Source organism: Pseudomonas ogarae (genome assembly GCF_014268695.2).
Taxonomy (GTDB): Bacteria; Pseudomonadota; Gammaproteobacteria; order Pseudomonadales; family Pseudomonadaceae; genus Aquipseudomonas; species Aquipseudomonas kilonensis.
The window spans coordinates 5,885,162-5,899,315 of the sequence record NZ_CP077086.1; the positions used below are offsets into that span (position 1 = coordinate 5,885,162).

Annotated in this window: 11 protein-coding genes; 5 read left to right on the top strand and 6 right to left on the bottom strand. The window is 63.6% G+C overall.

Going from position 1 to position 14,154, the window contains the following annotated elements; genetic code table 11:
* Positions 1–88: 88 nt before the first annotated feature.
* Complete coding sequence (gene hrpB / locus HU749_RS26020) at positions 89–2,605, bottom strand: ATP-dependent helicase HrpB (protein ID WP_186651581.1); 2,517 nt, start codon at positions 2,603–2,605, stop codon at positions 89–91.
* Between the two features lie 95 nt (positions 2,606–2,700).
* Between hrpB and pmcY the strand changes: the two genes are divergently transcribed.
* A complete protein-coding gene (pmcY, locus tag HU749_RS26025; protein ID WP_186651583.1) occupies positions 2,701–3,120 on the top strand; it encodes a periplasmic Zn2+ metallochaperone PmcY in 420 nt (139 codons plus the stop codon).
* A 28-nt stretch (positions 3,121–3,148) separates the two neighbouring features.
* Entirely contained in the window at positions 3,149–4,042 is an 894-nt protein-coding gene (locus tag HU749_RS26030) for a cation diffusion facilitator family transporter (RefSeq protein ID WP_186651585.1), read from the top strand.
* Positions 4,043–4,167: 125 nt separating this feature from the next.
* On the opposite strand, the gene HU749_RS26035 is transcribed toward HU749_RS26030, so the two are convergent.
* The gene (locus HU749_RS26035) at positions 4,168–5,175 is read right to left on the bottom strand and encodes a DUF6515 family protein (RefSeq protein ID WP_079302720.1); all 1,008 of its coding nucleotides are present in this window, start codon (positions 5,173–5,175) and stop codon (positions 4,168–4,170) included.
* Between the two features lie 414 nt (positions 5,176–5,589).
* Here HU749_RS26035 and HU749_RS26040 point away from each other — a divergent pair, with 414 nt between their 5' ends.
* Both HU749_RS26040 and HU749_RS26045 read left to right on the top strand, forming a co-directional pair.
* Positions 5,590–6,069: an Lrp/AsnC family transcriptional regulator gene (locus HU749_RS26040; protein WP_003205850.1), complete on the top strand. Its 480-nt coding sequence runs from the start codon at positions 5,590–5,592 to the stop codon at positions 6,067–6,069.
* 199 nt (positions 6,070–6,268) lie between these two features.
* On the top strand, positions 6,269–6,478 hold the full coding sequence (locus HU749_RS26045; RefSeq protein ID WP_007937369.1) for a DUF2788 domain-containing protein: 210 nt from the start codon (positions 6,269–6,271) through the stop codon (positions 6,476–6,478).
* On the opposite strand, the gene HU749_RS26050 is transcribed toward HU749_RS26045, so the two are convergent.
* The 4 genes from HU749_RS26050 to HU749_RS26065 form a co-directional block, all read right to left on the bottom strand.
* A complete protein-coding gene (locus HU749_RS26050; protein ID WP_161798368.1) occupies positions 6,473–7,039 on the bottom strand; it encodes a pseudouridine synthase in 567 nt (188 codons plus the stop codon). The genes HU749_RS26045 and HU749_RS26050 overlap by 6 nt on opposite strands.
* Before the next feature lie 151 nt (positions 7,040–7,190).
* Positions 7,191–8,690, bottom strand: a complete 1,500-nt coding sequence (gene amn / locus HU749_RS26055) for an AMP nucleosidase (RefSeq protein WP_172436105.1) — start codon at positions 8,688–8,690, stop codon at positions 7,191–7,193.
* Positions 8,691–8,857: 167 nt separating this feature from the next.
* Entirely contained in the window at positions 8,858–10,507 is a 1,650-nt protein-coding gene (locus HU749_RS26060) for an acyl-CoA dehydrogenase family protein (RefSeq protein WP_186651587.1), read from the bottom strand.
* A gap of 71 nt (positions 10,508–10,578) precedes the next feature.
* Complete coding sequence (locus tag HU749_RS26065) at positions 10,579–12,963, bottom strand: hybrid sensor histidine kinase/response regulator (protein WP_186651590.1); 2,385 nt, start codon at positions 12,961–12,963, stop codon at positions 10,579–10,581.
* A 391-nt stretch (positions 12,964–13,354) separates the two neighbouring features.
* On the opposite strand from HU749_RS26065, the gene HU749_RS26070 reads away from it, so the two are divergent.
* Entirely contained in the window at positions 13,355–14,152 is a 798-nt protein-coding gene (locus HU749_RS26070) for a hydroxymethylpyrimidine/phosphomethylpyrimidine kinase (RefSeq protein ID WP_024616125.1), read from the top strand.
* The last annotated feature ends 2 nt before the right edge of the window (positions 14,153–14,154 follow it).

The following is a 14,154-nucleotide window of genomic DNA, read 5'->3' on the forward strand; positions in this document are numbered from 1 at the left end:
GCGGATCAGCAACATGACTATCAGCTGACACATCGCCATCGCGAGCAAGCTCGCTCCTACAGGGGTTTGGGGGTGGATCGGAATCAGCTCACTTACGCGGCTTGACCCGCGCCGTCGCTTCCGCCACCAGCGGGTCGTCCGGCCAGTAATGTTTGGGATAGCGCCCCTTGAGGTCCTTCTTCACCTCGGCATAGGTGCTGCGCCAGAAGTTCGCCAGGTCCTGGGTGACCTGCACCGGTCGGCGCGCCGGGGACAGCAGGTGCAGCTTGACCACCTGCCGCCCACCAGCGATGCGCGGGGTGTCGGCCAGGCCGAAGAGTTCCTGCAAGCGCACTGCCAGGATCGGCGGATGCTCGCTGTAGTCCAGGCGAATCGACGAGCCCGAGGGCACGCTCAAATGGTGCGGCGCCAGTTCATCCAAGCGTTGCGGCAGGGGCCAGGGCAACAGGTTGTGAACGATGCTCGACAAATCCAGGTTGGCAAAATGGCTGAGGCGCGAGACTCGGCCCAGATACGGCATCAACCAATGCTCTAGGTTGTCCAGCAAGGCGCCATCGCTGACGTCCGGCCATTCGCTCTCGCCCTTGGCGTCCAGATCCAGGCGCCGCAGCAGCGCCACCCGCGCCTGCCATTGCCGCAGTTCCGGGGTCCAGGGCAATAATTCCAAGCCCTTGCGCCGCACCAGGTTCACCAGGGCCTGGCTACGGGCCGACTCATCCAGGCCGGTCAGCGGTTCGCGGCTGAGCACCAGTTCGCCGACCTTGCGCTGGCGCTCGGCGCGCAGCACGCCTTCACGCTCGTCCCAATCCAGTTGATCCACAACGCGTACTTGTTCGGCCAATACCGAATCGAACAGCGCCGGGTCGAAATCCGTCGCCAGGTAGATCCGCTCTTCCCGCTGGCCCTGGCGGCTGCCCAGGTCGGCGATCACCAGCCACGTTTGTTTCATCAGGCTGTCAGCCTCGGCAAACAGCGCCGCACGCCCATTCGCCAGGCGATACTCCGCACCGCCAGGCCTTCGCTGCTGGGCAACGCGGTCCGGGTAAGCCAAGGCTAGCAACGCGCCGAGCCAGCGCGAATGATCGGGATCGGCCACGATCTCTTCGGCCTTGCCCCGCAGGTAGCCGCGATATTGCCGGGCCAGTTGCCGCGCCCGCTGCACCCCACCCTGGGCGCCGCGCGCTGCTCGCTCTTCGCCGGACAGCAAGGCCAGGCGAGTGTGCAGGTCCGCGCCGGCGCCACGCAGAATGTCGCGCTCGCCCAACAGTGCGGCGACGTTGCAGGCCATGTCCGCCAGCCCCAGCGCCTGGCCGCGCAACAGCAGATGGGCGATACGCGGGTGGGCCGGCAGTTCAGCCATGGCCTGCCCGTGGCGGGTCAGTTGCTCGCCCTCCAACGCACCCAGGCGTTGCAGCAGGTCCTGGGCCTGGGCATACGCAGCGGCGGGCGGAACATCGAGCCAGACCAGTTGCGACGGCGTCACGCCCCAGCGCCCCAATTGCAGGGCCAACCCGGCCAGGTCCGCCGACAGAATCTCCGCGCTGCCGTACGCGGCCAATTGTTCATGCTGGTCTTCGGACCACAACCGGTAGCACACCCCTGGTTCCAGACGCCCGGCCCGACCGGCCCGCTGGGTGGCACTGGCCCGGGAAATGCGCTGGGTGTCGAGCCGGGTCATGCCGCTGCCCGGGTCGAAACGCGGCACCCGGGCCAGTCCGGCGTCGATCACCACTCGTACGCCGTTGATGGTCAGGCTGGTTTCGGCAATGTTGGTGGCCAGCACCACTTTGCGCTGGCCGGGCGGTGCGGGGTCGATGGCGGCGCGCTGGGCGGCGAGGTCCAGTTCACCGTGCAGCGGACAGAGCAACACATTGCCGCCCTCGCCCAAGGCCTCGGCCAGTTGCTGATGGACCCGGCGGATCTCGGCCTGCCCGGGCAAGAACACCAAGACGCTGCCGGTTTCATCGTGCAGTGCATCCAGCACGGTCTGCACCAGCCGCGGCTCGATGAACTCGCCGGGCTGGAACGGCCGGCCCCAGCGTACCGTCACCGGGAACATGCGGCCTTCGCTGCGCAGGATCGGCGCGTTGTCCAGCAACCCGGCCAGGCGCTCACCTTCCAAGGTGGCGGACATCAGCAGGATCTTCAGTGGCTGGTCTTCGCGAAACAGCTCCCGACCGTTGAGGCTCAAGGCCAGGGCCAGGTCGGCGTCGAGGCTGCGTTCATGGAATTCATCGAAAATCAGCAGCCCCACGCCTTCCAGCGCCGGGTCGTCCTGCAAACGCCGGGTGAGGATGCCTTCAGTGACCACTTCAATGCGAGTCTTGGGGCCGACCTTGCTGTCGAGGCGAATCCGGTAGCCGACGGTTTCACCGACCTTTTCCCCCAGTTCGCTGGCCAGTCGCTCGGCCGCCGCCCGTGCCGCCAGGCGCCGGGGTTCGAGCATCAGGATGGTCTGCCCGGCCAGCCACGGCTCGTGCAACAGGGCCAAGGGAACGCGGGTGGTTTTACCGGCGCCGGGCGGCGCTTCGAGCACCGCTTCGTGGCGCGACGCCAGGGCTTGGCGCAGGTCGGGTAAAACTTCATCAATCGGCAAAGAAATCATGCTGGCTCCAAAACAGAGGGCCGAGTATAACGGCGAACTGTTTAGCGTGGTCTGGACTCCAACCAGCAACGCCCTTATCTGCTCAGGAGATTGTTATGCGTATTCCCTTTCGCGTGATCGGTGGCGTCCTGGTCGCCGCCCTACTGACTCAAATCAGCGCCTGCGGCTCGATCTTCTACCCGGACCGCCGCGGCCAGATCGATGGCAAGATCGACCCGGCGATTGCCGCGCTCGATGCTGTCGGCCTGCTGTTCTACATCATCCCTGGCCTGATCGCGTTCGCCGTGGACTTCGCCACCGGCGCCATTTACTTCGAGCCGGGCAAAAGCGTCCAGATCGAGCCTGAGAAACTCAAGCCGGCCATCAACCCCGACGGTACGGTGAACAACCAGAAGCTGCAGGCAATCCTGGAAAGCGAATTGGGCCGCCGCTTCCCGCTGGACGATCCACGGCTGATCCAGCACAAGGGCAACGCACAACAACTGGCCGCCCTCGGTCTCAAACCTGCCGCATAACAGGCGCCACGCAAGGAACGACCGCGCCATGACCACCAGCACCGAACACGCCCGTCTGCTGCGCCTGGCCACCCGGGCGTCGGTGGCCGTGGCGCTTATCCTGGTCGTCGCCAAGGCCGTGGCCTGGTGGCTCAGCGGCTCGGTGAGCATGCTCGCCGGCCTGACCGACTCGGCACTGGACGGTGTCACCTCGCTGCTCAATCTGCTGGCGGTGCATTACGCCCTGCGCCCCGCCGACGATGACCATCGCTACGGTCATGGCAAGGCCGAATCCCTGGCCGGCATGGCCCAGGCGCTGTTTATCGGTGGCAGTGCGGTATTGATTGCCTTGCAGGCCTTCGAGCGCCTGAAAAACCCGCTGCCGGTGGACGCGCCCTGGCTCAGTGTCGGTGTGATCGTGTTTTCCCTCGGGCTGACCCTGGCGCTGCTGGCGTTGCAGCATCGGGTCATCCGCGCCACCGGCTCCAACGCCGTGCGCGCCGACTCGCTGCACTATCGCTCTGACTTGTTGCTCAACGGCAGCATCCTGGTGGCACTGGTGCTGGCCGGATTCGGCTGGTATCAGCTCGACGCCTGGTTCGGCCTGGGGATCGCCATTTACATTCTGTGGAGCGCCGTCCAGATCGCCCGGGAAAGCTTCGCGGTGCTGATGGACCAGGAACTGCCGCCCGACGTCAGCCAGCACATGCTGGAACTGGCCTGCGCCGTGCCCGGCGTGCTCGGTGCCCATGACCTGCGCACGCGGATCTCCGGCAACCACTGGTTCGTGCAACTGCACCTGGAGTTGCCGGGGGAATTGACCCTGTCAGTGGCCCACGGCATCAGCGACCAGGCCGCCGATGCGATCCATCATGCCTATCCGAAGGCCGAAGTGCTGGTGCATGCCGATCCGTCGGAAGTGGTAAAAGCCGTCAGCGCATGACCTGTGGCGAGGGAGCTTGCTCCCGCTCGGTTGCGCAGCGACCGTAAAAATCCTGGGCCTGCTGCGCAGTCCAGCGGGAGCAAGCTCCCTCGCCACAAAAGCGGCACCCTGCCTCCCGCCAGTGATCAGTATGTCACTTGATACCCACGACTGCTCAAGCAACTGCCCTGGGCCTGGCGATAGGTCTGCACCACTTCCGGTGCCGGAGGGTAGGTGTAGTTGCGCGGGTCGAAACCACTCTGCTGCACGGCCCAGCGATAGCAGTCGTAGCCATCCTGGTTGACCTGCTCGGGCGACTGGCCGTTGGCCGGATAGGCCACCACGTCAAAGCTGTTGCCCTGGGGTTGAGGTTGCGGGTTGGCCACGGGCGGCTCGACCACAACGTAATCCTGAGTATTGGCTTCGTAGATGTAATAGGCGCCGGCGGCGAGAAAGAACAGTGAACTGCCGATCCACACTTCCCTGGCGTAATCGGGCAGGTAACGGGTACGGATGCCCCGCGGCGGCGCGACCACGACATAACGCGGCCCTTGCGGGCGATACCAGTAGCCACCCGAATAGAAGTAGTCCTGGCCGCGATAGGGCACGCGATAGTTGCGATCCGGGAAACGGTCGATCACATAACCCGGGCGGTATTGCGGCCCCGGGCCCCAGCCGTTGCCATGGCCGTCCGGCCGACCGGGCCAATGCTGTTCGGGACGGTTGTCATGACTTGGGCGTGGCCCGCCGCTCGGATAACCATCGCTGCGACGAGGAATGTCGCGGTAGTACCCCGGTTGCGGTTCCCGAGTCTGGCTCACGCTGTCGGGCCGGCCCTGGATCGGCAGGTTGCTACCGGGTTGCGGCTGCGGCGGGCGACCGTGGGCGTTAGGGTCCTGCGCAGGACGATCGTAATGCTGTGCGCCTGGATTCTGCGGCTTGACCTCGAACTGACGACTGTTGTCGCCGCGAATGATTTCGTTGCTCTGCGGCCGCGGCTGGCCCGAATAACCCTGGCCGTTGCCGCCGCGCCCATCCTGCCCACGACCGCCGTCCGGACCGCCACGGTTTTGCTGATCGTCGGCCATTCCCTGCGCACTGACACTTGCCCACAACAGACCAACACCTGCCAAACGCCAGATGCGCGACTTCATGAAATTCCTCACAACGGTTCAGGGCCTGATGATAAGACTGGAAAAGCCCAGGCCGGTTCTGCGACAGGTTATCAGCCACGGGGTTTATTTCGCAGGCATTAAAAAAGGGAGACCCGTCGGCCTCCCCTTGAGAATTTCGTCCGTGCTCGACGCTTATGACGTCGGCTCACCTCACGCCGTCTTCTGGACAGTGTGCAGCTCGGGGGTCTGCCAGTACCGGTGGGTACTGCGACCGCAGCCGGCCTGATCGGGCGGGCTGCACTGGACTGTTTGTCCGAGCAGTGATCTTGGTGGTAAGCATAAGCCTGGGGCGCCGACAGATGATTGCGAAGATTGCGGAAATAAACATCACTTGCGCAATTTTTAACCCTAGATAGATAATCTGCCGCAATTATCAAGATAAAGGCCCGACCGATGAGCAAACTTGACCGTTACGACCTGAGTATTCTGGCGGAATTGCAGCGCGACGCGCGCATCTCCAACCAGGAACTGGCCGAACGCATCGGCCTGTCGCCCTCCCCCTGCTCGCGACGGGTCAAGCAGCTGGAAGATGACGGCTACATCACCCGCCAGGTCGCCCTGCTCGACCGCAAGCTGCTGGGCCTGAGCCTGACGGCCTACGTGCTGATCGGCATGGACCGCCACACCCCCGAGCGTTTCGAGAACTTCGAAGCTGCCATCCGCAACCTGCCGCAAGTGCTGGAGTGCAGCCTGGTCACCGGCATGGACGCGGACTACCAGCTCAAGGTCGTGGTGCCGGACATGGACCATTACCAGAAACTGCTGCTGGGGCACCTGACTCGTATTGATGGCGTTACCAGCGTGCGTTCGAGTTTTGTGCTGAACCAGGTGCTTAACAGCACCGAACTGCCGTTGACTCATCTGCGTAACTGAAACCGCCATCGCGAGCAAGCTCGCTCCCACAAGGAATTGCGCCCTGACACAGATCCACTGTGGGAGCGAGCTTGCTCGCGATGGCGTCAGCCCAACCGATGAATAGCTGCGACACACCGCCGCAGGCCAATCCACCGCCCGCCCCCCATGCCTTATACTCGCCGCGCCTTTTCAACCCCGTCCATGCCGGAGTGTCCTGATGGATCCTGCTGTTTTCGAAGAGTGGATGATGACCGGCCTGGTCAGCATCCTGATCATTTTCATGGGTTTCATCGTCTGGGACCTGGCGAAGAAGTCCAAGGCCGGGCGTTTCGGCTCGTTCATCCTGTTTTTCGTGCTGGGCCTCGGCGTGGCGGCGTTCGTTATCAAGAGCGTGGTGATCGGCCTGATCGAATCCGGGACGTTATAAGCGCGCCGGCACTTCTTTCCACTGGCCCTGATCGAGCCCCTCGATCGTCCAGTCGCCGATCCTGACCCGCACCAGGCGCAAGGTCGGCAAGCCCACGGCGGCGGTCATGCGTCGCACCTGGCGGTTGCGCCCTTCGCGTATCACCAATTCCAGCCAGCTCGTGGGCACGCTTTTACGAAAACGCACCGGCGGGTTGCGCGGCCACAATTGCGGTTCTTCCAATTGGCGCGCCTCGGCCGGCAACGTCATGCCGTCGTTCAACTCCACGCCGTCGCGCAAACGTTGCAACTGTTCGGCACTCGGCTCGCCCTCCACCTGCACCCAATAAGTCTTGGCCAGCTTGTGCTTGGGGTCGGCAATCCGCGCCTGCAACTGCCCATCGTTGGTCAGCAACAGCAAGCCTTCGCTGTCGCGATCCAGCCGTCCGGCCGGGTAGATGCCCGGTACGTCGATAAAATCCTTGAGCGTCGCCCGCCCTTCACCGTCACTGAATTGCGTCAGCACATCGAAAGGTTTGTTGAACAGAATCAGCTTCGACTCGGCCGGCGGGGCCTTGGCCACGCGGCGCGGGGCAGAGGCTGGAAGCTTCGCGCCAGGGCGACGGGAAGCAGGGCGTGGAGGACGGGGCATGGCGAATACAACATCTAACGGTCAGGGCCGACCATGCTAGTGGCCCGACCGTTAAATAACCACCATCCCCTTCAACGGGGTATCAGCGGAACGGCGGCTCATCGAAGCTGCGCAGCTTGCGCGAATGCAACGAGTTGAGTTCGGTGCGCAACAGGTCCAACGCCTCGATGCCGATCTTCAGGTGCTGGTTGACCGCTCGCTCATAGAAGGCGTTGGCCGAACCCGGCAGCTTGATCTCGCTGTGCAGCGGTTTGTCCGAAACGCAAAGCAACGTGCCATAAGGCACCCGCAGGCGATAACCCTGGGCGGCGATGGTGCCGCTTTCCATGTCCACCGCCACCGCGCGGGACAGGTTGATCAGCGGACGCTCCTGGGCCCAGCGCAGCTCCCAGTTGCGATCGTCGTAAGTCAATACGGTGCCGGTGCGCAGGCGTTTTTTCAGCTCATCGCCCTTTTCGCCAGTGATGTTCGCCGCGGCCTGTTGAAGCGCCATCTGCACTTCGGCCAGGGCCGGAATCGGAATGTTCGGCGGCACCACCCGGTCGAGGATCCCGTCGCGACGCATGTAGGCGTGGGCCAGCACGTAGTCACCGATGGTCTGGGACTGCCGCAGCCCGCCGCAGTGGCCGATCATCAGCCAGCAATGCGGGCGCAGTACGGCCAGGTGGTCAGTGATGTTCTTGGCGTTGGAGGGACCGACACCGATGTTCACCAGGGTCACGCCATGGCCATCATTGGTCTGCAGGTGGTAGGCCGGCATCTGGTAGCGATGCCAGACTACGCCGGCGGCGATGGCCGACGCTTCGCTGTGCTCCATGTTCTTGTCGATGATCACGTTGCCCGGCAGGACCATGCGCACAAAGCGCGGGTCGCTGCGCAGTTGCTCCAGGCCGTGGACGATGAACTGGTCGACATAGCGGTGGTAGTTGGTCAGCAGGATCCACGGCTGCACATGGCGCCAGTCGCTGCCGGTGTAATGCACCAGCCGGCGCAGGGAAAAATCCACCCGCGCCGCGTCGAACAGCGCCAAGGGCAGCGGGTCGGTGTTTTCCCAGTCATAGAGGCCATCGGCGATGCCATCGGTGGCGGCCGACAGGTCGGTGCTGGGGAAGACCCGCGCCAGCACGGCAGCCGTCACGCCGGAGCCGGCCAGTTCGTCGCCCTGCTCCACCACGTACGGGTACGGAATGTTCTGCTCACTGACGCCCACTTCCACGGTGACGGTAAAGTCGTGCATCAGCGGGACCAGCTGTTCCAGCAGGTATTTACGGAAGGCCGCGGGATGGGTGACGGTGACGCTATAGGTGCCGGGCAACTGGACCTTGGCATAGGCACGCGTGGTTTGCGGGACTTCGCCGTGGCATTGATAGGTCAGGCGCAAGGCGGGATAGCGAAACAACGCACGCTGCTCGGCATCCGGCTCGACGCGGTCCTTGAGATAACGCATCAGCGCCTGGTTCAGCGCGGTGGTCGCACGCTCGTGCAGGGCCGCCAGACGATCCACGGCTTGTTCGGCGGTTTGAACGACAATAAACGCTTCGGTCACGATCAGCTTCCTGTGTTCTGACTTGCAGGCCTTCATCTTGCCTGCATCGCCGCCCGACGGGAACAGTGGCGTAGTGACCGAGACTCCATAAAGCCCCTGTGGGAGCGAGCTTGCTCGCGATGGCAGTGTGTCAGCCACCACAAATGTTGGATGTTCCGACGCCTTCGCGAGCAAGCTCGCTCCCACAGGGGTATGTGTTGTTTCTAAAAGCCGTGCGGGGTGGAGCGGGCGACGATCGCCTCGACATTCAAGCCCCGAGGCAAGGCACCGTACACTCGGCCGGCCGAACCCAGGCGACTGGCGATGAAGGCATCGCTGACATCACTGTTGCCCGCCTCGAGCAACAGCTTGGCTTGCAGGCCGACGGCGATGTCTTCGGTCAATTGCCGGGCGCGGTACTGGATGTCGTCGGTGTCCTTGAACGCGGCGTGCAATTGCTGGATGTGGCCAGCCAGGCGCTTGTCGCCGTGGCCGTCGCCCAATTCGCTGAACAAGACCTCCAACACACCGGGTTCCTTGGACAAGGCGCGCAGTACATCCAGGCATTGCACGTTGCCGGAGCCTTCCCACGTCGAGTTGACCGGTGCTTCGCGGTACAGCCGCGGCAGGATGCTGTCTTCGACGTAGCCGGCACCGCCCATGCATTCGGCGGCTTCGTTGATCATCGCGGGGGCGCGCTTGCAGATCCAGTACTTGCCCACCGCCGTCACCAGCCGGGCGAACTTGGCCTCCTGCTCGTCATTCAAGTGATCCAGCGCCCGGCCCATGCGCAAGCTCAAGGCCAGCGCAGCCTCGCTTTCCAGCGCCAGGTCAGCCAGGACGTTTTGCATCAGCGGCTGTTCGCTCAACAACTTGCCACCGACCTTGCGGTGCGCGCAGTGATGACTGGCCTGGGTCAGCGCCTGGCGCATCAGGGCACTGGAGCCGACCATGCAATCGAAACGGGTCATGGCGACCATCTCGATAATCGTCGGTACGCCCCTCCCTTCTTCACCGACCATCCAGGCCAGTGCGCCACGGAACTCGACTTCGCTGGAGGCGTTGGAACAGTTGCCCAGCTTGTTCTTCAGCCGTTGGATGTAGAACTGATTGCGGGTGTCGTCGGGGCGATGGCGCGGCAGCAGGAAACAGGTCAGGCCCTTGTCGGTCTGGGCCAAGGTGAGGAAGGCGTCGCACATCGGCGCCGAACAGAACCATTTGTGGCCCACCAGCTCATAGGCCTGGCCCGGGCCGCTGGCGCCCACCGGATAGGCCTTGGTGGTGTTGGCTCGCACATCGGTGCCGCCCTGTTTTTCGGTCATCGCCATGCCCAGGGTCACCCCGGCCTTGTGGGCCATGCCGACGTTGCGCGGGTCGTATTCGGTGGCCAGCACCTTGGGCAGCCAGCGCTCGGCCAGGTCCGGCTGCAAGCGCAGCGCCGGTACGCTGGCGAAGGTCATGGTCAGCGGGCAGCCGGTGCCGGCTTCGGCCTGGCTGTGCAGATAGGTCATCGAGGCACGGGCGACATGCGCGCCGGGCTGCGGATGCGCCCAGGGCAAACTGGGCAGGCCGTGCTCGACGGCGGTGCGCATCAACTGGTGATAAGCCGGATGGAATTCCACCAGGTCGATGCGATGGCCGTAACGGTCATGGCTGGAGAACACCGGCTTGTTCTGGTTGGCCAGGAAGCCCGCTTCCATCAACGGCCCGCCGGCCAGCGCCCCATACGCATCGATCCGCGCCTGTGCCCAGCCCGCCCCAAAGCGCTGCGACCACTGCTGCAGCGGCAGGTCGATGCGGTACAGGTTGGCGCCATCCAGGGACGGCGGTTGGTTGGTGACGTCGTGGGTTTCAGCGAACTGGTGCAGGTTCATGACAGGGCTCCTCAATCGGCCAGGGATTCAGTTAAGCACCGCCTCCAGGCCGAACAAAGTGTCATATGCGCCTAAATATCGGCGCTTTCACCCTGCCTCGGGCACAGCACCCGGCGCTGAAGCATCGTTTGCAATGCCTCGAATTTCACCGGTTTGCTCAGGTAATCGATCAATGCGCCCGAGGGGCAGCACTCCTGGCCCGCGTTCGGGCTGACCACCAGCACCGGCAATTCCTCGCAACCGGACAAAGTACGGATCTGGCAGCAGACCGACACTCCGTCCAGCGGCGGCGACTGGCAATCGAGCAGCACCGCATCAAAGCGCTCGCCGTGCAGCAGATCCAGCGCAGCGCGGCCACTGTCGGCGGTGCGGACCCGATAACCGAGCTTGAGCAACATGCCGCGCATGACCAACTGATCGATGCTGTTGTCATCCGCCAACAGCACCGTGCAATCCTGCGGCAGGCGCGCGCCTTGGTGGCCACCGAAGGAAAACGGCGTCGGGACCGCCGCTGGCAAGGCCACGTCAAACTCCACGTCCAACTGAAAACGGCTGCCACGACCGGGCTCGGACGTATGGGTCAGGCGACCGCCCAGCAGTTCCACCAGTTGCCGGCAGATGGCCAGGCCCACGCCGAGGCCGCCGTATTCGCGGGTCATCGAGCCGTCGAGTTGGAAGAAGCGCTGGTACAAGGTCGCCTCCCCCAAGTCGGTGAAACCGATGCCGGTGTCGATCACGGCAAAGGACAGCACCACCCGGCCAAGCTCCGTCGGCCTGCCGCTGACGCGCAACGCCAGGCCGCCAACCCGGGTGAACTTGATGGCGTTATCCAGCAGGCATTCCAGGCACTGGGCCAGTTTGCCGCTGTCGCCGAACAACCGGTCCGCCAGGCCCGGGGCCACGTCGACCTTGAAGTCCAAGCCCTTGGCCGCGGCATTGGCACCGAACTGCACCTGCAGTGCATCGACCACCCCGCGCAGGCTGAACGGCGCCGGATAGACCTTGAGCTTGCCGGCCTGCAACTCGGTCAGGGTGAGAATGCCGTTGACCATGCGCATCATGTCCCGCGCCGAACCGGCGGCGGTCTGTTGATACTGGGTCATCTCCTCGTCCATCTCGACGGTTTCCATCAACTCCAGAGAACCGATCACACCATTCATCGGCGTGCGCAGCTCATGGGTCAGGGTAGCGAGGAATTCATCCTTGAGCTTGTTGCTGTGGGCCAGTTGCTGGTTGAGCACTTCGAGTTTCTGCCCGGCATCCAACAGGGTCTGGGCCTGCTGTTCGCGCATGGCATTGATGCGGTCGGCCAGGGCCAGGGACAACAGCGCCACTTCGATGGCCGAGCCGATCTGGCTGGCGTACATGGTCAGGAAGACGTTCGGCAGGTAACCCAGCACCATCAAGGTATTGATGATGCCCCCCAGCAGAAACGCCGACCAGGCAATGATGAAGTAACGCGCCACCCGCAGGCCACGCCACCAGGCAAACAGCCCGGCGGCAAAGATCGCCACCGTGAACACCAGTGCCAACGCCGTCGCCAGGCGCAGCGCCAAGGCATAGCTGGTCATCAGTGACAGGCCGACCACCACCGCGCTGTAGGCGATCAGCGCCAGCAGCATCCGGTCCAGCCAACGGCCCTGCCGGGCAGTTTGCAGGAAGCTGCGGGCGAACTGGCTGCCAAACAGGCCCGCGCAGCCGATGAAGAACGGCGTCGCGGCGTTGGCCCACCAGGGGTTGTCCGGCCAGAAATACTCCACGGCGGCGCCGTTGACCGACAACTGATACAGGCCGAACGAAGCAATGTAGAAGATGTAATAGAGGTAGCTGGTATCGCGCACGCTCAGATAGATGAACAGGTTGTAGATCAGCATCCCCAGCAGCACGCCGTAGATGATCCCCAGCACATACAAACGCACTGGCTGTTGTTCGAGGTAGGCGGTGCTCGACCACAGTGTCAGCGGCGCCTGGATCGAACCCTGGCTTTGCAGGCGCAGGTAGAGGGTCTGCTGTTGTTCGGGCTTGAAAGCCAGGCTGAACAGGTAGTTGTTCTGGCGGATCTCGCGGCTGGCGAAAGGCAACGCATCACCGGTCTGGCGAACCAGGCGATAGGCCCCCGCCGCGTCGGGCAGGTACAAGTCGAGGTGATCCAGCGGCGGGTACGCCAGTTCCAGCAGCCAGGTGCGCTGGGCGTCCGGATTGCCGGGGCGATAGTGCAGATCGATTTTCAACCAGAACGCTGATCGCGAGTAACCGGCGTTCAGCGTGGCTTTGTCGTGGGGTTTGAAAGCACCGGCAGCAGCCTGGGCCTGGACCTCATCAATGGTGGCCGTGCCGTCCGCATCTTCGAACACCAGCAGGGCATGGCCCAAGGGCAGGCTTTGAGTGAATTCATCGAATTCCAGGGCACTTGCCAGAGGGGACAAGCACAGCAGCAACATCAGCAAATAGCGCATTTAAGCCCCAGAGTGGACTGTCCGGTTGAGTCAGGAAGCCCCCCATTCCCTGAGTAGACGTAAAACCGGCATTACCTGTTATGAGTTGGATCCATGTCTAGCATAGCCGCTGATGGCCAATTTGCACCATTGAAATTTTTCCTACAGAAGGCTCTAGAACGGGCGTTTCAGAGCAAAGCCTTGAGATAGAGCTGTTGCCTTGGTCAGGTCGGTAACTGGCGGAGCAATGTGGCGAGGGAGCTTGCTCCCACTGGGCTGCGAAGCGGCCCCGTTTTTTGGGAGCGCTGCGCACTCCAGCGGGAGCAAGCTCCCTCGCCACAAAAGCATTCACCAGCAAACAACTCAGCGTCCGAGCACCGATAAAACAGGTTTGGTGGTAAGCTCGCGCACCATGAATATCTACAGCTCCCGCCCCGTTGTCCTCTGTCTCTCCGGCCACGACCCCAGTGGTGGCGCCGGTTTGCAGGCAGATATCGAAGCCCTGCTTGCCCAGGGTTGTCATGCCGCCCCTGCCGTTACCGCATTGACCGTGCAAGACACCGTCAACGTCAGCGACTTCCGAGTGCTCGACCGAGAGTGGGTGCTGGCGCAAGCCAATGCCGTGCTCAACGACGCCCAGGTGGCAGCGGTCAAGCTGGGGATGCTTGGCTCACTGGAAATGGTCGACACTGTGGTCGAACTGCTCCAGGCGCACCCGCACCTGCCCATGGTCTGCGACCCGGTGCTGCGCGCCGGCGGTGGCGGGCGCCTGGGCAAGGATGAGGTCGGCTACGCCATGCGCGAGCGCCTGCTGCCCCTGGCAATCATCGCCACCCCCAACCTGCCTGAAGCACGCATCCTCGCCGAACTGCCCGAGGGCAGCGCCGACGAGTGCGCGGAAAAACTGCTGCCCTTCGTCAAACACCTGTTGATCACCGGTGGTCACGGCGACGAACATGAAGTCCATAATCGCCTGTACAGCCGCGATGGCCGGCGCGAAACCTTTACCTGCCAGCGCCTGCCCGGCAGTTACCACGGTTCCGGCTGCACCCTGGCCAGCGCCCTGGCCGGCCGGCTGGCCCAGGGCGAACAGCTCGCCAGCGCCGTCAAGACGGCGCTGGATTACACCTGGCGCACCCTGCGCGATGCCGAACAACTGGGCAAAGGCCAGTTCGTGCCGCGTCGCCTGCCGCTGGATTTCTGCTCGTAGCA

What these genes read in the sequence shown, in the direction of transcription:
- HU749_RS26045 (WP_007937369.1), top strand. Translation starts at nt 6,269, where the DNA reads ATGGATCCTGCTGTTTTCGAAGAGTGGATGATGACCGGCCTGGTCAGC.
- HU749_RS26030 (WP_186651585.1), top strand. Translation starts at nt 3,149, where the DNA reads ATGACCACCAGCACCGAACACGCCCGTCTGCTGCGCCTGGCCACCCGG.
- amn (WP_172436105.1), bottom strand. Translation starts at nt 8,690, where the DNA reads ATGAAGGCCTGCAAGTCAGAACACAGGAAGCTGATCGTGACCGAAGCG.
- HU749_RS26065 (WP_186651590.1), bottom strand. Translation starts at nt 12,963, where the DNA reads ATGCGCTATTTGCTGATGTTGCTGCTGTGCTTGTCCCCTCTGGCAAGT.
- HU749_RS26060 (WP_186651587.1), bottom strand. Translation starts at nt 10,507, where the DNA reads ATGAACCTGCACCAGTTCGCTGAAACCCACGACGTCACCAACCAACCG.
- HU749_RS26070 (WP_024616125.1), top strand. Translation starts at nt 13,355, where the DNA reads ATGAATATCTACAGCTCCCGCCCCGTTGTCCTCTGTCTCTCCGGCCAC.
- HU749_RS26040 (WP_003205850.1), top strand. Translation starts at nt 5,590, where the DNA reads ATGAGCAAACTTGACCGTTACGACCTGAGTATTCTGGCGGAATTGCAG.
- HU749_RS26035 (WP_079302720.1), bottom strand. Translation starts at nt 5,175, where the DNA reads ATGAAGTCGCGCATCTGGCGTTTGGCAGGTGTTGGTCTGTTGTGGGCA.
- hrpB (WP_186651581.1), bottom strand. Translation starts at nt 2,605, where the DNA reads ATGATTTCTTTGCCGATTGATGAAGTTTTACCCGACCTGCGCCAAGCC.
- pmcY (WP_186651583.1), top strand. Translation starts at nt 2,701, where the DNA reads ATGCGTATTCCCTTTCGCGTGATCGGTGGCGTCCTGGTCGCCGCCCTA.